27 protein-coding genes, 1 other RNA gene and 1 pseudogene are annotated in these 22,166 nt (G+C 47.0%); 12 read left to right on the top strand and 17 right to left on the bottom strand.

Annotated features, from left to right (window positions below):
* Positions 1-354: 354 nt before the first annotated feature.
* The 3 genes and pseudogenes from ACGCCZ_RS15305 to ACGCCZ_RS15295 form a co-directional block, all read right to left on the bottom strand.
* Positions 355-865, bottom strand: a pseudogene (locus ACGCCZ_RS15305) (manganese catalase family protein); the annotation flags it as partial.
* Positions 866-886: 21 nt separating this feature from the next.
* Positions 887-1,186 (bottom strand): hypothetical protein, encoded by a 300-nt coding sequence (locus tag ACGCCZ_RS15300; protein WP_411656455.1) that lies wholly within the window; start codon positions 1,184-1,186, stop codon positions 887-889.
* A 327-nt stretch (positions 1,187-1,513) separates the two neighbouring features.
* A complete protein-coding gene (locus ACGCCZ_RS15295; RefSeq protein ID WP_411656454.1) occupies positions 1,514-2,284 on the bottom strand; it encodes a recombinase family protein in 771 nt (256 codons plus the stop codon).
* A gap of 98 nt (positions 2,285-2,382) precedes the next feature.
* On the opposite strand from ACGCCZ_RS15295, the gene ACGCCZ_RS15290 reads away from it, so the two are divergent.
* Positions 2,383-2,616, top strand: coding sequence for a hypothetical protein (locus ACGCCZ_RS15290; protein ID WP_054324567.1), 234 nt, complete (start codon positions 2,383-2,385; stop codon positions 2,614-2,616).
* 21 nt (positions 2,617-2,637) lie between these two features.
* On the opposite strand, the gene ACGCCZ_RS15285 is transcribed toward ACGCCZ_RS15290, so the two are convergent.
* The 7 genes from ACGCCZ_RS15285 to ACGCCZ_RS15255 all read right to left on the bottom strand — a co-directional run bounded on the left by ACGCCZ_RS15285 (position 2,638) and on the right by ACGCCZ_RS15255 (position 4,517).
* Positions 2,638-2,799 (bottom strand): hypothetical protein, encoded by a 162-nt coding sequence (locus ACGCCZ_RS15285; RefSeq protein ID WP_153802354.1) that lies wholly within the window; start codon positions 2,797-2,799, stop codon positions 2,638-2,640.
* A gap of 16 nt (positions 2,800-2,815) precedes the next feature.
* Entirely contained in the window at positions 2,816-2,986 is a 171-nt protein-coding gene (locus ACGCCZ_RS15280; protein ID WP_153802353.1) for a hypothetical protein, read from the bottom strand.
* Between the two features lie 30 nt (positions 2,987-3,016).
* A complete protein-coding gene (locus tag ACGCCZ_RS15275; RefSeq protein ID WP_054324566.1) occupies positions 3,017-3,646 on the bottom strand; it encodes a superoxide dismutase in 630 nt (209 codons plus the stop codon).
* Positions 3,647-3,728: 82 nt separating this feature from the next.
* The gene (locus ACGCCZ_RS15270) at positions 3,729-3,905 is read right to left on the bottom strand and encodes a hypothetical protein (RefSeq protein WP_162838204.1); all 177 of its coding nucleotides are present in this window, start codon (positions 3,903-3,905) and stop codon (positions 3,729-3,731) included.
* A 5-nt stretch (positions 3,906-3,910) separates the two neighbouring features.
* Entirely contained in the window at positions 3,911-4,063 is a 153-nt protein-coding gene (locus tag ACGCCZ_RS15265; protein WP_082402263.1) for a manganese catalase family protein, read from the bottom strand.
* Positions 4,063-4,323: a spore coat protein CotJB gene (locus ACGCCZ_RS15260; RefSeq protein ID WP_054324565.1), complete on the bottom strand. Its 261-nt coding sequence runs from the start codon at positions 4,321-4,323 to the stop codon at positions 4,063-4,065. The genes ACGCCZ_RS15265 and ACGCCZ_RS15260 overlap by 1 nt, the downstream gene beginning before the upstream one ends.
* A complete protein-coding gene (locus ACGCCZ_RS15255; protein ID WP_054324564.1) occupies positions 4,320-4,517 on the bottom strand; it encodes a spore coat associated protein CotJA in 198 nt (65 codons plus the stop codon). The genes ACGCCZ_RS15260 and ACGCCZ_RS15255 overlap by 4 nt, the downstream gene beginning before the upstream one ends.
* Positions 4,518-4,739: 222 nt before the next feature.
* On the opposite strand from ACGCCZ_RS15255, the gene ACGCCZ_RS15250 reads away from it, so the two are divergent.
* The 3 genes from ACGCCZ_RS15250 to ACGCCZ_RS15240 all read left to right on the top strand — a co-directional run bounded on the left by ACGCCZ_RS15250 (position 4,740) and on the right by ACGCCZ_RS15240 (position 9,410).
* The gene (locus ACGCCZ_RS15250) at positions 4,740-5,783 is read left to right on the top strand and encodes a lysylphosphatidylglycerol synthase transmembrane domain-containing protein (RefSeq protein WP_411656453.1); all 1,044 of its coding nucleotides are present in this window, start codon (positions 4,740-4,742) and stop codon (positions 5,781-5,783) included.
* Positions 5,784-5,903: 120 nt separating this feature from the next.
* Positions 5,904-7,010: an endolytic transglycosylase MltG gene (mltG, locus tag ACGCCZ_RS15245; protein ID WP_054324562.1), complete on the top strand. Its 1,107-nt coding sequence runs from the start codon at positions 5,904-5,906 to the stop codon at positions 7,008-7,010.
* A gap of 309 nt (positions 7,011-7,319) precedes the next feature.
* Positions 7,320-9,410, top strand: a complete 2,091-nt coding sequence (locus tag ACGCCZ_RS15240; RefSeq protein WP_143255381.1) for a glutamine synthetase III — start codon at positions 7,320-7,322, stop codon at positions 9,408-9,410.
* A gap of 210 nt (positions 9,411-9,620) precedes the next feature.
* On the opposite strand, the gene rnpB is transcribed toward ACGCCZ_RS15240, so the two are convergent.
* Positions 9,621-9,965, bottom strand: an RNA gene (gene rnpB, locus ACGCCZ_RS15235) — RNase P RNA component class A.
* Positions 9,966-10,015: 50 nt separating this feature from the next.
* Positions 10,016-11,485, bottom strand: coding sequence for a nicotinate phosphoribosyltransferase (locus ACGCCZ_RS15230; protein ID WP_242967289.1), 1,470 nt, complete (start codon positions 11,483-11,485; stop codon positions 10,016-10,018).
* 373 nt (positions 11,486-11,858) lie between these two features.
* On the opposite strand from ACGCCZ_RS15230, the gene ACGCCZ_RS15225 reads away from it, so the two are divergent.
* The 7 genes from ACGCCZ_RS15225 to ACGCCZ_RS15195 all read left to right on the top strand — a co-directional run bounded on the left by ACGCCZ_RS15225 (position 11,859) and on the right by ACGCCZ_RS15195 (position 17,211).
* Positions 11,859-12,107, top strand: a complete 249-nt coding sequence (locus ACGCCZ_RS15225; RefSeq protein WP_054324560.1) for a helix-turn-helix domain-containing protein — start codon at positions 11,859-11,861, stop codon at positions 12,105-12,107.
* Positions 12,108-12,297: 190 nt separating this feature from the next.
* Entirely contained in the window at positions 12,298-13,368 is a 1,071-nt protein-coding gene (locus ACGCCZ_RS15220) for an AI-2E family transporter (protein ID WP_158089003.1), read from the top strand.
* A gap of 69 nt (positions 13,369-13,437) precedes the next feature.
* Positions 13,438-13,848 (top strand): GntR family transcriptional regulator, encoded by a 411-nt coding sequence (locus ACGCCZ_RS15215; RefSeq protein WP_242967288.1) that lies wholly within the window; start codon positions 13,438-13,440, stop codon positions 13,846-13,848.
* On the top strand, positions 13,841-14,740 hold the full coding sequence (locus tag ACGCCZ_RS15210; RefSeq protein ID WP_054324559.1) for an ABC transporter ATP-binding protein: 900 nt from the start codon (positions 13,841-13,843) through the stop codon (positions 14,738-14,740). The genes ACGCCZ_RS15215 and ACGCCZ_RS15210 overlap by 8 nt, the downstream gene beginning before the upstream one ends.
* Positions 14,715-16,625: a hypothetical protein gene (locus ACGCCZ_RS15205; protein ID WP_054324558.1), complete on the top strand. Its 1,911-nt coding sequence runs from the start codon at positions 14,715-14,717 to the stop codon at positions 16,623-16,625. Before ACGCCZ_RS15210 ends, ACGCCZ_RS15205 begins: the two co-directional genes overlap by 26 nt.
* A gap of 208 nt (positions 16,626-16,833) precedes the next feature.
* Positions 16,834-16,959, top strand: a complete 126-nt coding sequence (locus ACGCCZ_RS15200; protein WP_411656452.1) for a hypothetical protein — start codon at positions 16,834-16,836, stop codon at positions 16,957-16,959.
* A 63-nt stretch (positions 16,960-17,022) separates the two neighbouring features.
* Entirely contained in the window at positions 17,023-17,211 is a 189-nt protein-coding gene (locus tag ACGCCZ_RS15195) for a hypothetical protein (protein ID WP_411656451.1), read from the top strand.
* 406 nt (positions 17,212-17,617) lie between these two features.
* Here the strand turns inward: ACGCCZ_RS15195 and ACGCCZ_RS15190 are convergent, their stop codons facing one another.
* The 5 genes from ACGCCZ_RS15190 to ACGCCZ_RS15170 form a co-directional block, all read right to left on the bottom strand.
* Entirely contained in the window at positions 17,618-18,643 is a 1,026-nt protein-coding gene (locus tag ACGCCZ_RS15190; protein ID WP_411656450.1) for an FprA family A-type flavoprotein, read from the bottom strand.
* Positions 18,594-18,812 (bottom strand): hypothetical protein, encoded by a 219-nt coding sequence (locus ACGCCZ_RS15185; RefSeq protein WP_411656449.1) that lies wholly within the window; start codon positions 18,810-18,812, stop codon positions 18,594-18,596. Before ACGCCZ_RS15185 ends, ACGCCZ_RS15190 begins: the two co-directional genes overlap by 50 nt.
* Before the next feature lie 196 nt (positions 18,813-19,008).
* Positions 19,009-19,170: a rubredoxin gene (gene rd, locus ACGCCZ_RS15180; RefSeq protein ID WP_082402260.1), complete on the bottom strand. Its 162-nt coding sequence runs from the start codon at positions 19,168-19,170 to the stop codon at positions 19,009-19,011.
* A gap of 158 nt (positions 19,171-19,328) precedes the next feature.
* Positions 19,329-19,580 (bottom strand): hypothetical protein, encoded by a 252-nt coding sequence (locus tag ACGCCZ_RS15175; RefSeq protein ID WP_054324555.1) that lies wholly within the window; start codon positions 19,578-19,580, stop codon positions 19,329-19,331.
* Positions 19,581-19,868: 288 nt separating this feature from the next.
* Positions 19,869-20,402 (bottom strand): phosphatase PAP2 family protein, encoded by a 534-nt coding sequence (locus tag ACGCCZ_RS15170; RefSeq protein WP_085533293.1) that lies wholly within the window; start codon positions 20,400-20,402, stop codon positions 19,869-19,871.
* Between the two features lie 285 nt (positions 20,403-20,687).
* On the opposite strand from ACGCCZ_RS15170, the gene ACGCCZ_RS15165 reads away from it, so the two are divergent.
* A complete protein-coding gene (locus tag ACGCCZ_RS15165) occupies positions 20,688-22,148 on the top strand; it encodes a cation-translocating P-type ATPase (protein ID WP_411656448.1) in 1,461 nt (486 codons plus the stop codon).
* Positions 22,149-22,166: the final 18 nt, after the last annotated feature.

Genomic DNA, 22,166 nt, shown 5'->3' with positions numbered 1-22,166 from the left:
AAAAGGAAGGATAGAATATCCAGAAAATCATTTGGTTTGATTCAGTTAATCTGAGAAATTCATTGCATATTACACATCTTCTGTAGTATTGTGAAGCGAAATGTACTGTACTTTCGGAATGAAAGGTTGATCGATGCGATGCATAAATCTCTCGATTATATCTCCTTGTAAGAAAAGGTTTGCTTTAGGCAACAGAAATATAGAAATTTTGTGATATATGCTGATGAACGTATAGAAAAAGCCTCCTAGCTATTTGGGATAAAAGCTAGGAGGCTTTTTTGTATGTGTTATGAAGAGTATCATGAAAGGAATTTGGAATATACATAACACATTTTAAGACGTATTGTCCAAAGTTTATTTTTTATCGAACGATGGGTTAAAGGCATAGAAGTTTTTGGAGTCCAGATTATCAGGTAGCGATTCGGAGTGCCTCGCCAAAACGTTGGTAATGCACAATTTCGCGTTCACGCAAGAATTTGATCGGATCACGCACATCCGGGTCATCTGCGTAACGAAGAATGTTATCATACGTTAAACGAGCTTTTTGTTCTGCACTCAAATCCTCATGGAGATCAGCCAGTACATCTCCGGTTACTGAAAAAGTATTAGCTGTAAAGGGTTCGCCACTGGCAGCTTGTGGATAGACACCTGTTGTATGATCGACAAAGTACGTATCAAATCCAGCGTTTTTGATCTGTTCTGTAGTCAAACCGCGTGTTAATTGATAGACAATTGCGCTGACCATCTCCAAGTGTGCCAGTTCTTCCGTACCTATATCGGTCAATATGGCTTTTAATTCTGGATACGGCATGCTATATCTTTGGCTTAGATAGCGCAGAGAAGCGCCTAGCCTCCATGCGGTACCCCGGATTGTAAGTTGAGAGATTTATATGGTTTGATAATAACAATCCAGATGATTTTTTGTAGAATCGAATACAATACGCTTAAAAATCGTGTGTAACAAGCGGTTCTTCTCTTGCCCTGTAATCTGGTTTGAACGAAGCAAGGAAGAAATGTTGATTGGCTTATGAGCCACAGATGGGAACGATAGGCGTTTCATATCGGCGGTAAGCGTGGTGAGGCGTGCTTGTAAGCGTGCCTTCTCGCGACAATAATCCTCCAGGGTTTCGGCTCCAGCTTCGTAGGCATCGCGAAGCCGTTCCAGCTTCTTTTTTTCTCGTTCCACTTGCAAATGAAGAAGGCTTTCCGGATTCACATGGGGGATGGGGGCCATCTGGAGATTTTGTAGGGAAGATCAGCGTCTGAAGTACAATAAATCCATTCTTCTAATCTTTGATTGGGAATGTAGTGGGAGATGGTGCAGTTGCCATGGGCATATCCGCAACATTGTAATGCATTCCGAGCGCTTTTGACGAGTGGCGCCCCACAGGAAGAACAAAAAACAAGGCCTCGCAAAGGATAACACCTTTTGGGGAGGCACTGACGTTCTCGCCGTATTCTACGATTTTGTTGATTTTGAACTTCGGCCCACAAAGCGAGGTCCACAAGAGGTTTATGGTTTCCCTCTGTGAGCATGGATGGTTGCTGTGTTTCTTGTACGCCCAGAAGAACGGTGCGGATTCCAACGGATTTTTCCGATGTAGACGGGGTTTTGTAAAAGATATTCTACGGCACGAGCTTCCCAACGAAGCCCCCGTGCAGTAGGAATTCCCATTTCGTTGAGCTGCTGGGCGATTTCTTTGCAGGAAATACCCTGCGCTCGTTGTTCAAACATCCATCGTACCACTGGAGCGGTTTCTGAATTCGGGATATAGCGCTTTTCTTGGATACGATAACCATATGCAGGGGGTGTGACCGGTTCACCCCGGCTTACTTTTTCCAACATCCCACGTTTGACCTCTTCTGCCAGATTGATGCTATAGTATTCATCCATAGCTTCGATTACTGCCTCTAGGAGAAGGGAGAGCTCATCGTCGCCAAGCTGTTCGGTTACAGAAATAACATCAATACCCAATTGTTTCCGTAACATGGTTTTGTAGACAATGCTATCCCGCCGGCTTCGTGCAAAACGGCTGAATTTCCATAAGAGGATACAGTCAAAGGGTTTGGGCTTTTGTTTTGCCATTCCAATCATACGCATAAAAGCGGGACGCTTTTCTGCCTGTTTTCCACTAATTCCTTCTTCCTCCTGAAAAATAAAGGATTCTGGGAGCAACATCCCATTTTTTTGCGCGTAGTCCCGGACAACCTTCAGTTGGCTGTCGGGGCTATATTCCAATTGTCCATCGGTTGACACACGTATGTAGGCCGCAGCTATTTTCATGTGGATTCCTCCTTGATCTATTTGTAGAAGGAAGATAGGCTTATTATGCGGCATAGGACGAACGTCTCCGCGAATATAAATCATCGGAGGGATGCATTATGGGGAGAAAAGATGATTTTACCGCAGATGTATATATGGGTTCGGTTCGAAGAAGTTCTTATCTCTTTTGCAGGGCATCTGGGCAGAAGGGGATGGACCATTTTACAGTGATGAAACGATATGACTGGGTCCCTCGCCCAGAACAATCCGCTAAAGAACATGCTCTGCTTCGTGCTTTAGAGAAGGCATTGTCTGGAATTGTCCTTGAAGAAAGGGAAGCTCCACGGGATTGACCGCAGGAGCTTCCCTTTTTATTATCCGTTTTGTAAGAGTTCCACGTACTGTTGTAAATCGTCCACTGTATAAATCTCCTCGGAACGCAGGCTAATGGCATCCTGCATATCGGGCGGCAGTGATAGAAAATACTGCAAAACGTCCGGGGCTTCCTCGAAAAGATCGTCCAGACTGTTTGCCATATTGGGCCTCCTTTTGTCATTCCTCTTCTTGACAGTGCATGGCGAAATTGTGTAGGTCGTCAAAGTTCAGGATGCTGTCAGCTTTAAATCCTAATGCCTGCTTGACATCATACGGCAGAAGTGAATAGTATTGACTGGCTTCGTAGTCCTTGGAGAGAAGTTGATAGAGATCCGCGTATTCCTCCATAGAACAACCTCCTTCTTCCGACTGTTACAATCAGCCTTTGCGACACATCGCAAATTGTTTTTCAACCTGATCCCAATTGATAATGGAAAACCATTGCTCTACATACTCTGGGCGGCGATTCTGATATTGCAGATAGTAGGCGTGTTCCCAAACGTCGATGGGAAGTAAGGGACACATGTGAAGTGCGAGAGGGGTATCCTGATTGGCTGTTTTGAGCACATGTAATCGTCCCTGTTCGTCGGCCGCAAGCCAAGCCCATCCAGAGCCAAATTGGGTCACTGCTGCATTTTTCATTTTTTCTTTCCAAGCTTCGTAGGAGCCAAAATAACAATCGATTTCTTTCGCCAATGCTGGGGATGGGCCTGAATGATTCTCGGGACCCATACTGCGAAAATACAACTGATGGTTGTACACACCGCCAGCGTTGTTTCGCACGGGGGTTCGAATTGCCTCTGGCAGAGCATCTCCCTGCGTCAATAGCTTTTCCAGGCTCCAATCGTGGTACTCTGGGTAATCGGCCAACGTTTTGTTCAAATTGTCCACATAGGCCTGTAGATGTTTGTCATGGTGGAAGTGTAAGGTTTCCGCGTCGATCACAGGTTCTAATGCGTGCGCATCGTAGGGAAGAGGTTCTACAGAAAATGGATATTGTTGCCTCATAAAGTGGTCATCCTTTCTGTTAAACTGTTTTTGCAATCATATGTTGCAAAAGACCGTCTCATGCGAAACTGCCTTTGAGAACTTAATCATCGCCGCGGGTATACTTGTCCGCTGCATTACAAAGACTTTCAAATGAATTGACACCACCGGAACGATCTCGAATGCATTCCTGCACGTAATCGGGGAGTGCGTCAAAATACTGGCGGGCTTCTCCGTCACTTTCCAATAGGCTGTATAAATCGGGATATTTGTTTTGCATTACAATCACCTCCGGGAATAGTTTTCCCCAAAAGTGTAAATCATGCATCTCAAATAGCGATTTGGTCCACCGTATTGAGAGATAATAATTTTTGCGAGAGCGGGATTCGGATTTTTAATTTTAACTGGATATTCCAGTCGTTTCTCATAGACCCACATTATTCATCATCCTCCATTCCGGTTTCCCACGGCCACGGTCCTGTAATCCAAGCCCAACGGCTGGTGGTGTTGCTGGTTTCGTGTAGAGGGCCATAGGCGGCTTCGTATTGTGCGGTAAGTTCATCCGCTTTTTTACGAGCTTCCTCGAGCTTGCGGGCAGCGTCACAGTTATTCGGATGGGAGTCCAGGAACAAATGGAGTTCCCACATCGAAAAACGCAGAGAAGAGATTTTTCGCATCAACATTTCCTGTTCGTTCATCTGGGTTCTCCCCTCCTTCCATAGAACGGTTTATTCAATTCGGGAAAAATTGTACCGTTGTCTAGCCCCTGTTCAGGGGGATAGATACTGCTGAATTGTTGAAATGGGACATAAGCCATGGCGGGTACCGTTACCGAAGGCAACGGTGTAGGCTGTGCAAGATCGCACATTTGCCCATTCATATCGTTCGCCATAAGAACTCTCCTTTCGCGTAATGGTATTGCGTCCTGCGCCCAGGGGCGTGGGATTATGGAGCTTATCCATGTTCATAGTATGCAGAGGAGAGAAACTGGGTGCTCTTCCACCCCGGACTTTTCGCTTGTATATTTTCGGAAACTGTTATAGAATAAAAAGGAATTGCCTTATGGCAAAGAAGGCGACGGTTTAACGGCGCATGAAAGACGGAGGAAGATTCCATGGGGGCCAAAGTTTTAAGGATTCTTAAAAAAAATCTATTGGCGATTATCACCATTGCGATCTCAATGGGGGTTTTGCTTTATTTCCTGTTTACCACGGATGGAATAACCGCTTTGGGACATCTCGCTTTCAGCCTTCGTTGGGAATGGCTACTGGTTACACTGGGAGCCATGGTCGGTGGTTGGCTGTTGGAAACCTACGTGCTGGGGGTCTTTTGTAAGCATCTGTATCCGGAATGGAAATTTTCGCAGTCCTTTCATATTGCAATGACAGGCCTGCTCTACAGCGCATTGACGCCGTTTGCAACAGGTGGGCAGCCGATGCAAATGTATTCAATGAGCAAAATGGGTGTGGATACAGGCAAAGCAGGGTCGATTGTAGCGATGAAAACGCTGGTCTATCAGGCAATCATGGTCATTTATGCCATGGTGATGGTTGTATTCCGCTTGGGATATTTTCAGCAGAATGTCAGTAATTTTTCTTTTGTTACGGTCATCGGACTTGTAACGAATGGATCATTTATTCTGGGTGTCACACTGTTTATGCTAAGCGAGAAAGCTACTGACCGGTTCCTGCGCTTTTTGTTGCGGAATCTGTACCGTGTTCATCTTTGCCGGCATCCAGTAGCAAAATATAAAAAGATTCATGGACAGATGGAGATGTTTCACGACAGTGCAAAGACGATGGGAACCTCGTTCAAGGTTTATTTAAAGTCAGGTTTTTTCACCGTTGTACAGATCACCTTGGCGGGACTAATTCCCTATTTTATTTACCGAAGCTTCAATCTGCCGTTAAATATGGATGCGACGATCTTTACCATGTTGGCTGCGCAGACCTTTGTTACTATGGTGTCAGCATTTATCCCTCTGCCGGGCTCTTCCGGGGGCGCAGAAGGAAGCTTTTACCTCTTTTTTGGTACTTTCTTCGGCCCGACGATTATTCCAGCGATCCTTCTGTGGCGCTTGGTAACCTATTATGCCAATATCCTGTTCGGCTGCCTGACCAACCTGGTGGGCCGTGCGGTGGGAATAGAGCGCAAGTAAATAAGATTGTTCAAAAATTTACAATTTGTTTCCATGCAGAGGCTTGAACGAACGATCATAGAAGTCTATACTCAATAATATGAGACAGTACGATTGGGATTATGGCAAAGGAGTGTTTTGATGAATAGAAAAAGAGAAATCGTCAAACGATGTGTAGCTTTTGCGCTTTGTGTTTGTTGTTTGGGTGGGACAATTGCGACAAATGCGCCGGTTATAGCAGAAGCCGCCATTTCTGTTTCGGCAGCAACCCCGGTCATCCGGTTAGATACAGCGAGTTGTGAGTTGAAGACTACCGCACAGAAGTATTACTTGGCGGTTACAGTCACACCGGACCGTGGAACCCCGCCCGATGCAGTATCTTCAAATCCGGATGTTGCAGTAGGGAAATACGTCAAAAAGGCCGACGGGCGGTATTTATATGAGATCAGTGGTGTAAAAGAAGGCCTGGCAACCATCTATCTGCGTTATGCAAATGTGGAAAATATGCTGTCGGTAAAGGTAGGGGACGAAACCGGAACGGTCAATGTGCGGATTCCTGAAGGAGCGACACTGAGAGAGACCGCACAGGCGTTGGAGCAGGCAGGCGTTTGTAGTATGAAAGAAGTATTTGACGCCTCTAACAGCAGTGCATTTGATAGCTATCCTTTTATTGCCTCTATTACGAATGCAGACAGTCGGTATTATAAGTTGGAGGGGTATCTATATCCGGATACTTATAATTTCTGGAAAGGTCAAAATGTGCAGAGCGTCTTAAGAACGATGTTGGACAATTACCAGACAAAGACAGCCAATATCAACTGGCAGAATACCGCAGGCTTGACCAAGGAACAGGTTATGACTTTGGCCTCTTTGGTACAGCGGGAGAGTACCGCATCCGATCGTGCCAATGTGGCATCGGTGTTTATAAACCGGTTAAGATCTGGCAACTCAGTCAATGTATATCGTTTGCAGGCGGATTCTACCATGTATTATCCATATCGAGCCAAGGTCAATGTCCCTTCACAGCTTCCGGGGTTCCAGAGTTCTTATAATACCTATAACATCACAGGATTGCCGGCTGGTCCGATCTGCAATCCCAGCGTGGAATCTATTCAGGCGGCTTTGAATCCGGCGAATACCAACTACTACTATTTCTGCCATTCGGCAAATGGAACCTCTTATTTTGCGGAGACGTTGGAACAGCACAATGCCAACCTGCTTGCGGCAGGGCTTCGCAGTGCTACATAAATGCATCAAGGTGGCTACCGCTCCAAGTGTTTCATTTCTTGGAGCGGTTTTTTATTTTGTCTGGACGAACAAAGGGGAAACATCCTATCTGATAAATATAGGGAAAAGGGGATAAAATCTTATAAAATTCGACCCCGACCGTTGACAATTAAAAGCGGTTAGGATATAATGAGTCCGCCATACGCGAAGGCGCTGTAGGGATCGCCCTGCGGCGCCTTTTGCATTATTCAGGCGGTCAACTACAGGGCTTATCCGCAGAAATCATTTGAATTGGTCTTAAATTACAGAGGGAGTGACTATTTGATGAGCATTAGGAATGTCCCGGAAATGTTTGGCAGTATGGTCTTTAGTGAAACCGTGATGAAAGAACGCCTGCCAAAGGAGACGTATAAGGCGCTGAAACGGACCAGAGAGAAGGGGGAACCCCTCGATCCGCAGGTAGCCAATATCGTCGCCAACGCCATGAAGGAATGGGCGGTTGAAAAAGGTGTGACCCATTTTACCCACTGGTTTCAACCAATGACTGGTATTACAGCGGAAAAACATGATAGCTTCATCTATCCGGTGGAAGATGGAAAGGTTATTATGGAATTTTCGGGCAAAGAACTCATCAAAGGAGAGCCGGATGCGTCCAGTTTCCCTTCCGGAGGTCTCCGGGCGACCTTTGAGGCACGTGGCTATACTGCGTGGGACCCGACCTCGGATGCTTTTATCAAAGACGGTACGCTGTGCATTCCGACTGCATTTTGTTCCTATGGCGGGGAGGCGCTTGACAAAAAGACGCCCCTGCTGCGCTCCATGAATGCGCTCAATAAACAGGTTTTGCGGATTCTGCGCCTGTTTGGGACGCCAGCGAACCGTGTAAATACCACTGTAGGGCCAGAGCAAGAGTATTTTTTGATCGATGAAGCCATGTACAAAAAGCGCAAAGATTTGGTTTATACGGGTCGTACCCTGTTTGGGGCAAAGCCGCCCAAAGGGCAGGAGCTGGAGGACCATTATTTCGGTGTAATTAAGCCCCGTGTATCGGCATACATGAAGGATCTAGATGAAGAGCTTTGGAAACTGGGGATCCTGGCCAAGACCAAGCACAATGAAGCTGCTCCCGCACAACATGAGTTGGCGCCGATCTTTACCACCGGAAACGTGGCCACAGACCACAATCAGCTGACGATGGAAATCATGAAAAAGGTGGCCGCCAAACACGGTTTGGCGTGCCTGTTGCATGAAAAGCCGTTTGCAGGTGTCAATGGAAGCGGTAAACATAACAATTGGAGCATCTGCACGGATACAGGGATCAATTTGTTGGAGCCGGGGGAATCTCCGGAGGAAAACGCACAGTTCCTTCTATTTTTGACAGCCATTTTGGAGGCTGTTGATAAACATCAGGATCTTCTGCGTCTGTCTGTGGCAAGTGCAGGAAATGACCACCGCTTGGGTTCCAGCGAGGCTCCTCCAGCGATTATTTCGGTTTTCTTGGGGGATGAGTTGACGGCTATTTTGGAATCCATTGAACATAAAAGCGAATACGACCAAAGAGATGCCGCGGAAATGAACATCGGCGTGGATGTTTTGCCCAAGTTTCCAAAGGACACAACAGACCGTAACCGGACCTCCCCCTTTGCCTTCACCGGCAATAAATTTGAATTCCGCATGCTTGGTTCCACCGTTTCGATCGCTTGTCCGAATATGATCTTGAATACCATTGTGGCGGATACGCTTTGCCGGTATGCGGATCGATTGGAGACGGCAGAGGATTTCAATAAAGAGTTGAATCATATTATTCGTCATTCTTATAGGGATCACAAGCGAATTGTATTCAACGGGAATAACTATGCTCCTGAATGGGTCGAAGAAGCAGAAAGGCGCGGTTTGCTGAATCTGGTATCCACTGCGGAGGCCCTGCCGTACTATAAACATCCGGAAAACATTGAAATGTTTGAGAAGTATGGGGTACTATCTGGGACAGAGATTATCTCCCGCTGTGAAATTCAGCTGGAAAATTACTGCAAACAGATTCACATTGAAGCATTGACCATGGCGGACATGATAAAAAAGGACATCCTTCCAGCGGCCTGTGCCTATATGAAAGACATCAGCAAAGAGGCAATCAATAAAAAGCAGCTATGTGCGGATATTTGCTGCGAACTCGAAGAAAAGCTGCTTAAAAAGCTCTCTCGGCTGACAGCAGACCTCTACAAGGAGATGGAGGCACTGGAGGCGGCGGTTGCCGGAGCGGAACATTTGAAGGATATCGAGGAGTGCGCTAAATATTACCGCAATCCCGTGCTGATGCAAATGGAAAAGACACGCGCTATCGCGGATGAAATCGAGAACAATGTCGGTGAAAAATATTGGCCGTATCCCACCTATGGAGATCTATTGTTCAGTGTGCGGTAACAGTTTTATATTGACGAAAGGAATCTCCAATGATTTATACGGTGTATATTATGGCTAAACGAGCGATAGAAATCAGGTGGGATTCCGCAAAGGTTGGTGGAACCTTTCACAGCTGTTTCAAGAATTCGTGTTATAATAAAATCCCCACGATCTTTCTCGATCGTGGGGATTTTATTATAAGAGGCGTCGTTTACCTCCGATTACATAAAAGGTGCGACCAGGCCTGTAAGCCGAGTTCTGTCGTGAACAGCCATCTATCTTGGCTGGGCGTTGCCGCTCCAGCTCGATGCCACCTCCACAGGACGCGCCGGGCCGGCGCATATGTCCCTCCACGGTGTTGCTCCGAATAGGGTTTGCAGAGCCGCGCAGTCTCCTGCGCGCTGGTGAGCTCTTACCTCGCCTTTCCACCCTTGCCGCAAAGCGGCGGTATATCTCTGTTGCACTTTCCCTAGGGTCGCCCCCGGCGGCCGTTAGCCGTTATTCTTGCCCTTTGGAGCTCGGACTTTCCTCGTGTGGACCCTTTCGGGTCTCACCCGCAGCTGTTCAGCCTGCTCGCAGGCACTATTCTATCCGATTTTTCCGTGGATGTCAACCGGACAAATCCTTTAATTTTTGTTGTGCAGGGTATTTTCCTCCAACATCCGGTTCTTGATTTCCCAAAGGGAGGGGGACAGATCCACATAGTATTGGTGGGGATTTTCAAAGCGGGTGACTTCTTCCCAGAGAGTGTCCACCTGTTCGGCACAATAGCGCTTAATTTCTTCCAGAGTATACTCCTTGGCAATGCATTTTCCATGTTCAAAGATTTTTTTGCGTAGTTTTACTGCGCGGAAATTTGTGACCATTTTGCGCTTCCAGATGTGCTCCGGATCAAAAATTTCATATGGCTGTGTGTCGTCGATCACTTCATCGTGCAGAGTAATGACATCTGCGATGGCTTTACCCGTGTCACGATCAAACAGGCGCCAAAGCCCCTTAAAGCAAGGTGTGGTGATCTTTGCGACATTCTCGCTGATTTTGATCTTGGGAATGATATTCCCCTTGGCGTCCTCAACGCCAGCTAACTTGTAAACCCCGCCAAAAACCGGTTCAGAGCCTGAGGTAATCAGCCGTTCCCCCACTCCAAAGCTGTCAACTTTCGCACCTTGCATCAGCATATCGCGTATAATGTATTCATCAAGGGAATTGGAGGCACAAATTTTACAATCAGGGAATCCGGCTTCATCCAGCATCTTACGTGCCTTACGAGAGAGATACGTAATGTCGCCGCTGTCGATGCGGATGCCGGCAGGACGATACCCGCGAGGAAGCAGTTCTTCTCGGAAAACCTTGATCGCATTTGGAACGCCGGACTTCAAAACATTAAAGGTATCCACCAACAGGGTGCAATTGGAGGGATATTCGCGGGCATAAGCGCGGAATGCGTCCAATTCACTGTCAAACAGCTGTACCCAACTGTGGGCCATGGTGCCTAGCGCTGGTACGCCAAAGTCCGGATCAGAGATGGTGCAGGCAGTGCCACAGCATCCCCCGATATAAGCTGCCCGAGCGCCGTAAATAGCGCCATCCGGTCCCTGTGCACGACGAGAACCAAATTCCATGACGGCGCGCCCCTGGGCTGCACGGACAATCCGGTTTGCCTTGGTGGCGATCATACTTTGATGGTTAATGGTGAGCAGCAGCATGGTTTCAATCAACTGCGCTTGAATCACAGGTCCGCGCACGGTGACAATCGGTTCACCGGGAAAGATGGGGGTGCCTTCCGGTATAGCCCAAACATCGCAGGTAAACTGAAAGTTACGCAGATACTCTAAAAACTCCTGGCGGAACATGTGCTTGGATTCGAGGTAAGCGATGTCGTCGTCCGAAAAGTTCAGATTTTCAATATACTCAACCAGCTGTTGAACGCCAGCCATAATTGCAAAGCCACCGTCGTCCGGGACATGTCGGAAAAACATGTCAAAATATACAATGGTGTCCCGATAGCCATTGGAAAAATAGCCATTGGACATGGTGATTTCATAGAAATCCGTGAGCATCGTGAGATTTCGGGTGGGCTTCTTTTCATTTGTCATGGTAACATCTCCACAATTAAAGTCACCGGTAAACGAACATTGCAAATGAGTAGGTGTCCCGGTGGTAAGAAGGGGCCAGAAAATGACCCGATCCAGCACAAAGCTATACAAGGTTATTATAACAAGATTCCAGGAAAAGCACAAATATGTTTTTCTTTCCGGTTACACCAGAAATTGGAAGCAAAAAATTGTGCCGAAGAAGCTAAAAATATGTAATATTTTTGTTGCGTTTTCCACAAATAGATACTATAATAGAAATATCGAGTGGATTTGTGTGGGTTTAGCTGTTCGATGAATCGCTTTATCCAAAATTCACATCGTTTTGTTGGCAATATTGGTAAAAAAATTGAAGCATGTAGGGAGTGAATTTAAGGTGAGATTACGCAAGCAAGCATTGGGAACCCGCAATCTTGTGGGGGCGCGTGTCGAAATGGCTCGGAAAAGCCAGGGGATGAAGCAGAAGGAGCTTTTGGCTCAGCTTCAGGTGAACGGAGTCGATATGAACGCGTCCGGATTGTCCAAGCTGGAGGGACAAATCCGTTATGTGACGGATTTTGAACTCTCTGCGCTGGCAAACATCCTCAACGTCTCTGTGGATTGGTTGTTGGGGAGGGAAAAATAAGAACGAAAGACCATGAGCGCTCCGCAGATGGATTGCCTATTTCGGTTGCTTTGTACGCTGTAGGTGTGAAGAACCGAACAAGGGCGGTAGTACCCGGCACGGTACGAATCCAGAAGCGGGGCGTTCTTTTTTATACGTATAGAAGGGCGCTGTCCTCCCATATATTTGATGATGGAATGGGGGGATTGCTGTGCTGGATCGGGAATTATTGGCTAGAGGAAGGGCTTATGCCGCTTTCTTTCTTGTATACACCGGGGCATTCTGGTTGTTTACTGCAACGCTACGCTATACATTTCCTTTTTTGGCAGGCTTTCTCCTGGCGTGGGTGCTACAGCCAGTGGTGCGTCTTCTGCGTCAAAAACTTCCTGTAACGGCAGGCTGTGCTGCAGCCATCACCACAGCCGCTCTGTATGTGTTGTTGATCGGTGCAATGTCCCTCCTGGGAATATGGTTGGTGGGAGAGATCAGCAACTTGATTCGTGCGATTCGGGATGCGGACCTCGGCCGCCTAACGGAACCGCTAAATCGTCTGTTTTTACAGGCCGGAGAACTGGTTGAGCGGATGGATCAGGATTTTATCCAGGAAAATCAAAAGCAACTGCTCAACCTGGCGCAGTCGGCCTCTTCTGTTCTGCTTAGCGCACTGACCGCGGCCTTAGGGTTTCTGACTTCTCTTCCGGCCGTGTTGACCATGTTTCTTGTGATGGTTGTCTCAACTTATTTTTTCTCTAAGGATATGGGCCGGATTCGAAGGCGTTTGTCCCGCATGCTCTCTGTCCGGGGGCGTGAATTGTTCCGTGCGGCATCCCATCACGGCGTTCATTTGGGAGGGCGTTATTTAGGGTCCTATCTGTTGCTGTATTGTATCACATTTGTAGAGACTTTATGCATCCTCTTTGCCCTTGGTGTACCGTATCCTTTAGTTTTGAGTTTGGTTGCTGGATTCGCGGATTTGCTGCCGGTGTTTGGCCCTGGTGCCGTCTATTTGCCAGTGGCATTTCTATTTTTTGTCCAAGGGAATCCAATAAAGGGCGTCCTTTTGGTGGCGGCCTGGCTCATCGTTTGTGGAGTACGCCAGATATTGGAACCAAAACTATTGGCGGCTTCCACACAGATTCATCCCTTGGCAATGCTTGCAGCGTTGTATTTTGCATTGGCTGCCAATAGCTTTTTGTTGTTGGTTTACTTGGTATGTTTGCTACTAACCGTACAGGCGTTGCGCCGTGCAGAGATCCTTCCCAACTGCTTCCCTGCCGATTGACAGGGAGGCAGAGATATGATATAGTTTTACTGTATTAATACACATAATACAGAAAGGACGGTGAAGGATGTGTTGTTTTCGCTGGATTACCGGAGCCGGCTTCCCATTTATGAACAGCTATACCAAAACATCACGCGGTTGACTGCGCTCGGAGCACTTGCAAAGAATGAACAGCTTCCATCCGTAAGGGCATTGGCACAGGAATTGGGTGTAAACCCCAATACCGTACAGAAAGCGTATCAGTTCTTAGAACGTGATGGGATCATCTACTCCGTACCTGGAAAGGGTTCTTTTATTGCGGAGACAGTAAATGCACGTTCTCAGCAGAGGGAACAGGCTCTCCAAAAGTTGCAGGAAGCAGCTGGTATGGCCTTGGACTGTGGGCTTCCACTGGACGAAGTGCAACACTGCATTGAAGAGGTATATCGTGGTGGGGTATCCACCACCAACAGACAAGAGGGGAGTGACAAGAATGATTGAAGCCAATCAACTGACAAAACGCTTTGATGGGATCACCGCGCTCGACCAGATTTCCTTTCAGATTCAGTCCGGTTCGATCTTTGGCCTGGTAGGAAGCAATGGTGCAGGAAAATCGACCTTTCTGCGGACATTGGCCGGGATCTACCAGCCCGATGGCGGCCGCATCACTTTGGATGGAGAAATACCGTTTGAGAACCCGACGGTAAAGGCGCGTATATTTTTTATTCCAGACTATCCCTACTTTATCCCACAGGCCTCCTTGGACGACATGGCAGCCTTTTATAGCCGCTTATATCCAAACTGGAACCAGGAGCGTTATGAAGCGTGCTGTGGCATGTTCCCTATAAACCGTAAGGCTAGGATTGGAAATATGTCAAAGGGAATGCAGCGTCAGGTGGCCCTGATTTGTGCGATTGCAGCCCAACCAGACCTTCTGTTGATGGATGAGATTTTCGATGGATTGGACCCAGTCATGCGTCAACTTTTAAAGCGGATTGTCGGAAGCGAAGTTGTAGATCGCGGGATGACGGTGGTGATTGCCTCGCATAACCTGCGAGAGTTGGAAGATTTTTGCGATCACGTGGGCCTGTTCCACAGAGGCGGCGTGCTCTTTGAGCGAGAGCTGGATGCGCTAAAGCTGGGAATCAACAAGGTTCAGGCTGTATTCCAACCCCTTCCAGAACCGGATGCTTTCCAAGGGCTTGACATTTTAAAGACGGAAGTGCGCGGTTCCTTGGTGAGTTTTGTAGCGCGGGGGACAAAAGAACAAATTTTAGAGCGCATAAATGCCTTGCATCCGGTGTTTGCGGAGGTTTTACCGCTCACTTTGGAGGAAGTATTTATCAGTGAAATGGAGGTGGCGGGCTATGACATCGAGAACATCCTCAACTAATTGGAAACATGCATTCGCAGAGACATACCGCTGGTCCATCAAACGGAACCGGGGAATGATGGCTTTGTTCGCGACCCTGCTTTTTTTAATGTTTCCGGCCGTGGTGTTATTTGGTTTGGCAAATGCGAATATCCGTACGGATTCCATGACGTTGGAAGTCTATCCAATATCGGAACAATATGCAAACGTGTTTGGGGACATCGTGAGATATACCATGTTATTAACGGTTTCCAGCCTATGCGTCCTGTTTACGCTTTTGTTTGCCGTTCAGCTGTTCCGCTATATGCACAATAAGCGGAGTACAGACCTATTCCATGCATTGCCGGTACAGAGGTCCGCTATGCTGCTCGGCCGTGTCCTAGCTGGGTTGACGGCACTGTATGTTCCGCTGTTGCTCAATACGGGGATTACGGCATTGATTGCCTTGTCCTTTGATATAAAGGATAAAGGGGTACAGATTGGCGGTTTGTTCTTACAGGTACTGGGCCTTATGCTGGTGCTTGCAGCGGCTTTTCTCTTCTGTGTATTGATGGCTGTTTGTAGCGGTACTACGCTTGACATGGTTCTTTCTGTTATCGGCGTCAATCTGTCATTTCCGATTCTGGTTTATTCTTGTATTTACTTAATCGGCTGCCTATTGCCGGGTTTTAGCCCCAGTATCGATTTAGGCAGTACCCTTTTTGTCGCCCTAGCTCCTTTTGTCGGTATTTTCCTTCATACGACGAATTCCTCAACTTTTTTTGTCTGGTGGGCGATTTTAACCGTCTTTTTGGCTTTCTTAAGCGTCTATCTATATAGGAAGAGAAAAAGCGAAACTGCTGAAAACACGTTTGCATTTCAAATTCCAAAGGGATTGATTCGCTTCCTGATTACCGCGGTGGGTGGTTTCAGCTTGGGTTACATGCTGTATTGGTATTACTCCAGTACGGCCAACTTCCTGATCGGTATGCTTTTAGGGTCCTTTGCAGCACATATGGTGGTCGAAGCCATTTATTCCCGTGGATTTACCCGCATGAAGCGAAGCCTTGCGGGGTATGCTGTCTTTTTGGGCGCTTTTGTGATCTTTTATGGAGTGGTGGCAACCGGAGCCTTTGGCTATGTCGATCGCATGCCCAATTTGGAGGATATTGAAAGCGTCACCTTTGAGGATTATACGTACTACCAGGAATTCGGTTCCGACCATTTTACCATTCAAGGGGAACAGTATGAATCCCTAGCGGAACAGAATCCGAAGCTCTGTCAAAAAGAAAATCTGGAAAAAGTGTTGACTTTTCATCAGGCAGTGATTGATTTCCAAAAGGAAATGGGGTTCCCTTTCTCAATGAACCGTGAAACGGGCGGCATACAGTATCAATTTGTCTATCATTTGAAAAACGGGGATACGTTCCGCAGGGAATACCGGAATACTCGATTCGAGGAGTTCGATACCGATAGTGCGGTGCAGGACTTACAGGAGCAGAGCGCAAGTATTGTCAACTCAGAAGAATATAAAACAAGCGGCAATCTACTGTTCTATCTCGAGCCAGAAGAGATCAGTGAGATTGAGGTAGAAAACTATGATGAGCATTCGGAGATGGCCTCAAAGACTTACCGCCTGAACGATATGCAAAAGAAAGAGCTTCTGGAAGCCCTGCGTCAGGATACTTTGAATATGGACATCACAGGACATGAAGACTACAGTGCGAGGTTGACTGGATTGACACTGGTTTGTGGCAATGACGGCCTTCTCCAACCAAAAGAAGGAGGTCGCCTACAGGAACTGGCCGGAGAGTATCAGGGGAAGATTTGGGTTCCTGTCAATCAATATGTTCTAACAGAGAAGCAAAACGATTTGCAAGTGGTACAGTTCCTGAAGAAGTTAGGGTGGTATACTCCAGAAAATTGACAGAATTTTGTAAGATTTTTTTCAGTTTTTTTGAAAGAAAACTTGTGTATGATGTGTATTACAAATAGAGGCTTCTAATAGTACAGAAGATGCACTTGTACGGGCACAGAACTTGGCGGTTTTGGGGAAGCCCATACGAGGAGAGCCATGTTGATGGAAGGGAGGAACGCCCCGGGCAAGAGCGGCGGGGACGGCGACAGATGAAAAAATGGATGGCGATGGCTTTGATAACGCTGATTTGCGCTGGGATACTTGGCGGATGTGGAAAACAGGAACCCTCTGCAATTGTGTATCGCGGTGGAGCGGCAGCCCCTCTGACGACGTTGACCGCTGAGGCGCCCTTGGATGTCCTTGACCAGATGCTTGGGTCAGCACGGCCGGCAACGGAACCTCCTTTTTGCCTGCAAATGCCGATTATGAAGTGCGTATCCAGCCGAAGGAGGGCGAGGAGACACAGCGCATCCAGATTTGGTTGCAGCGAAATCGAGTTTATTTGCGTTTGGGAAATGGTGAGTTGTTGGTATCCACCCAAGTGGATGCCCCTGCAATCAACAATCTTTTCGAGAGCGGCCAGGCCAATGTATGAACCTGCCCGTAGTATCGATCGATAAAGGAGGCGGGAAGGAAACCATTTGAAATGATGAATCCGATTGGAAAGGCGCCCATGTCACGATACATGGACGCCTTCTGTATAAAGAAAACAGTGTGATTGTCACGTCGTTTAAAAGAGGGCTTATATCGAAGAAGTAAAAAGAAAAACTTCTTTTGTTGTAAAATAAACTTGCGCTGTCTAGTAACTGCAAGAAACAAAAAAGAGGACGTTCAGAGGGATGACGCGAAAGTTTATCGAATAAAAAGGAGAATAATACCAGCCCTTACCCTGCCGTACAGCCTTAGGGACAGGGACTCTAATAACAACCATTCTTATATACATGTTCAAAAGGGCGGATGCATTTGCATCCGCCCTTTTGAACATGTATGAAACGACGTTGTTATTTCAGATTAGAGACAACTTCCTTCGCATAAGTCCGCATAGCTTCGAAGTCCTCTTCGGTCGGCATAAAGCAGACACGCAGGCCGTCGCCGATAAATTTGAATTTGAGATGCTCCATGCGCGATTTCATCATTGGAACCGCTTCACCGCTCCAACCATAAGAACCAAAGGCACCGACAGGCTTTTGCTTGGTGTTGATGGCATCTACAGAAGCCAAAACATCCCACACAACCTTCGGCGCATCGCGGTTAATGGTGCAAGAACCGACCAACAGTGCATCCGCTTCGTTGACCAACGCCGCTGCTTCCGCAAGAGGTGTAAACACGACATTCATCAGACGAACATCCAAATTGGGGTCCTTCTTCAATTCCTCATAGGCTGCCTGTGCCAACTTGGTGGTGCAACCATACGCAGAAGCATGAAGAATCCCTACGATCTTCTTTCCGGTCGGCGCTGTGGGTGTGCTCCATTCGCGATAAAGGCCCTGAATGCGAGAAATACCTTCCACAAGGCAGGGACCATGGCTTGGGCATACCATCTCGACCGGTAGATCTTTGATCTTATCCAGGCCGGCGAGCACATAGGGCTTAAATGGACCGAAAATGCAGGCGTAATAGTAATTTACCTCGCCCAGGTACTGTTCCGGGTAATGAATATTGCTGTCCAACATAGTAGGTTCGCAGAAGTGGGCCCCCAAGAAGTCGCAGGTAAACAGAACTTTTTGCTGCGGCATCCAGGTGAACATGGAATCTGGCCAGTGAAGTAACGGAGCGACAATGAATTCAAGCTCCTGGCCACCGATGTCCAACTTATCGCCATGCTTTGCTACGATACACGGAAAATCATGGTTTGCAATGGCGCGCAGGTATTTCTGGGCCGCTGTGGTGCATACAATCGTGATATTCGGATTCTTTTCCAGCAGTTTCGCCACTGAACCGGAGTGATCCGGCTCGGTGTGGTTCATAATGAGGTAGTCAATCTTGGAAATATCTACGACGCTCTGGATGTTGTTTAAGGTATTCATCGAAGAAATTGACTTCTACAGTCTCCACAAGAACATTCTTTTCCCCGGTAATCAAATAGGCGTTATAGCTTGTACCATAGCGCGCTTCCATCACGATGTCAAAGACGCGCAGAGACGGATTCAGAACACCGACCGAATAGAGATTTTCCTTCAGTTTGATTGCACTCATTCATTTATCATTCCTTTCCAGATTAAAACATAGAGAAGCCCACCCATAAGGACAGAAGATAGGGGAAGGGTGCTTTGCCTCTGCCGGATCGAAAGGATTTCGTTCGTTCCGTCTTCCTCAAAGTCCCGTTCCTCCCTTTTCCCATCCTTATGGGCAGGCAAACACATCACTTCTCGTTTGATTTGGTTCCCGGTTCTTAGTCCTGGGGCTCAAACATATCTTTGCCTACGCCGCAGAGAGGGCATACCCAATCGTCCGGAATGTCTTCAAAAGCGGTGCCAGGCTGGATACCACTGTCCGGATCTCCCACTGCGGGATCGTACACATAACCACATGCTGTGCAAACATACTTTTTCATCACGCAAGACTCCTTACATCATCGGTTTTTCTTTCTTAATGGTGGCTTTATTATCGTTTGCGCTGCACCCGCTTTTATGCAGGCGCATCACCCGTTCGCCAAAAAATGGGCTTTTTTGGAAGGGGCCTCCTACAGTATAATCAAACCTGTTTCGAAAGTCAATAGGAATCATTATCAAATTTGAAATCTTCCAAATAATCGTCTAAGTTACTGGGAAACGCCATGCCCTCAAAGAGCTGATTGACGCATTGTTCTGCATATTGTAGGTCTGAAGAGACAAAGCCGCATGCTCGTTCACACTTACAAGACGTGATCTCAATACAGTATCCATCTTCTGGGTTGCCAAAAAGATAATAATGTAGATTGGCGTTCGGCAGATGGATATCTCCGATATGTTTCGTCAATGTCATACATCCTCCTTCGTTCTAAAAATCTAGTCAGTGACCACAATTCACTCGAAAGATATTTATAATGATAGAGGAAAAGGAAGAATAAAGCAATAGAAGAAAAATAAAATATTCAACAAAACAATTGTTTACGCAACATCTTCCTAAAAATGGCAATTTGAATGATATATCTTGTGTCGAAATGAGGGGAAAAAGATAAAAATTCCATGGTAAAAGAGACGTTTTTATTCAAAAACGACTGAAAGTTGTACAAAATTTTCGTGAATAAGAAAACAGAGTGTATAAATTGGATTACTGATTGTATTTTTTTTCATTTTTACGTTTCCAAAGTTGTAACAGAACGTGAAGAATGACCGCGCAGAGGATTCCCAAAGCAGCCCCAGCCATCACATCCGTTGGATAATGTACAAACAAGAAAACCCGGCTGAATGCGATCAAAGCAGCCAACACCAGGGCGGCAATTCCAGCCTTTTTGTGATAGAAACACAGCATGGTAGCTACCGCAAAGGATGAAGAGGCATGGTTCGACGGGAAGGAGAAGCCATTCGGGGGAGGAATCAACAGAGCAACACTGGGGTCATCCATAAAGGGACGGGGCCGTGCAATGATTGGTTTGAGAACAAACTCACCAAGCAGGAAGGTCAAAGCTAACGCCAGAAGTAACATCCCCCCACAACGGCGGTGTTTCTTGTTCAACAACAATATGAAAATGAGGAGTAACCAGATAAAACCATTTTCTCCAAGCATTGTGATGATGGGAAAAACAATATCTGTAACTGCATTGTGTAGATTTTGTTGCACGAAATTCATGATTACTTGATCCAATGGGCATCCTCCTTTTATTTGGGTGGAAAGGGCCTTTCATACGATATTTTTTGTATACTGAAACGGATGTGGAACTCCAGAGAATCACGCCTTTCTACTGTATCCGTTGTCAGATGATTCGAAATAATAAGGCTTATTATAACATAACCTTGCTGCGTTGTGATAGTGAATTCCCATGAGAAATGCAAGGACGGTGGGATAATAGTTTGTGTAACCCTTTCATATAATGAAAAGAAGAACAAGAAAAAGAAACCCGCCGCTTGGCGGCGATAGGAGGGACTGCGATTGGAATGGCAATGCTTAACAAAGGCAGAATGTGAAAAGCGGCTGGGAACCAACGCGCATAATGGACTTTCCAGCAGGGAATCTCGTAACCGGTTGCGGGAATATGGGAAAAATGAATTGGAACCGCCAAAGAAAAAGAGTTTCATGCGGCGCTTTCTAGCACAATTCTCCGATTTCATGGTCATTGTCCTTTTGATTGCAGCGGGAATTTCCTTTATCACCTCTTACTTACAGAAGGACGACGACTACATAGACGCGATCATTATTTTAGCCATTGTTGTCATCAATGCGATTACTGGCTTAGTACAAGAGAGCCGCGCGGAAAAGGCAATTGAAGCGCTCAAGAAGATGAGCAGCCCACACGCGCATGTGATACGTGACGGAGTGGAGCGAACAGTTGCGGCGGCTGAATTAGTCCCCGGCGACTTGGTTCTCTTAAAGGCCGGCGATCTGGTTCCTGCAGACCTCCGCTTGACGGAAAGTTACGACTTGAAGGCGGAAGAGAGCGCTTTGACAGGTGAAAGCCTTCCGGTTTCGAAACGAGCAGAAGGCACTTATCCATCCGGAACTCCCTTGGGTGACCGGCGGAATTTATTGTTTTCCACAAGTTCCATCACCTCTGGGCATGGGATGGGAATTGTTACTGCCACAGCGATGCAGACAGAAGTAGGGCGAATTGCTCATATGATTTCTTCGCAGGAATCACCCCAAACGCCACTTCAGCGAAAACTAGAGCAGACTGGCCGCTGGTTGGGAATTGGCGCTTTAGTGATTTGTGCAGTTATTTTTATCATGGGGCTTTTCCAGCATGTCCAGCCGTTGGAGATGTTTCTAATATCCATCAGTTTAGCGGTTGCAGCTATTCCAGAGGGTCTCCCGGCAGTGGTAACGATTGTGTTGGCTATTGGTGTCCGCCGTATGGCGGCAAAGCGCGGGATAGTCCGCCGGATGCCCGCGGTTGAAACACTTGGAAGTGCCAGTGTAATCTGTTCCGATAAGACGGGCACACTCACGCAGAACCGAATGACTGTGGTGGAACTGGCAACCGCCTCAGGCAAACTGCGCCTAGACTCATCCGAGGGCCAAAATTTGCTGAAGTTGGCTGTGTTGTGCAACAATTGTACTGTTTCCGGAGGGAATGTACATGGAGACCCAACAGAAGCGGCGTTGGTTCATGCTACTTCCACCTCAAAGGTAGAACTGGATGCACTTTATCCCCGGGTACTCGAGATTCCATTTACATCGGAGCGGAAGATGATGACCACGGTTCACAGATTAGCGAACGGTCAATACCGCGTGATCTCCAAGGGCGCACCAGATGTATTGCTGGCGCATTGTACCAGCCGGTCAGCGTCCTCGCAAAATGAAGCGATGGCTCGTCGAGCCTTACGTGTACTCGGTGTGGCCTATAAGGATTTGCCTGCTCTTCCCAAAGACCGGGAAGACCTAGAAAAAACTTGAATTTCTGTGGTTTAATCG

The organism is Anaeromassilibacillus sp. SJQ-1, from assembly GCF_046693725.1.
Classification (GTDB): domain Bacteria; phylum Bacillota; class Clostridia; order Oscillospirales; family Acutalibacteraceae; genus Anaeromassilibacillus.
This window is presented reverse-complemented; position numbering and strand designations above follow the sequence as displayed.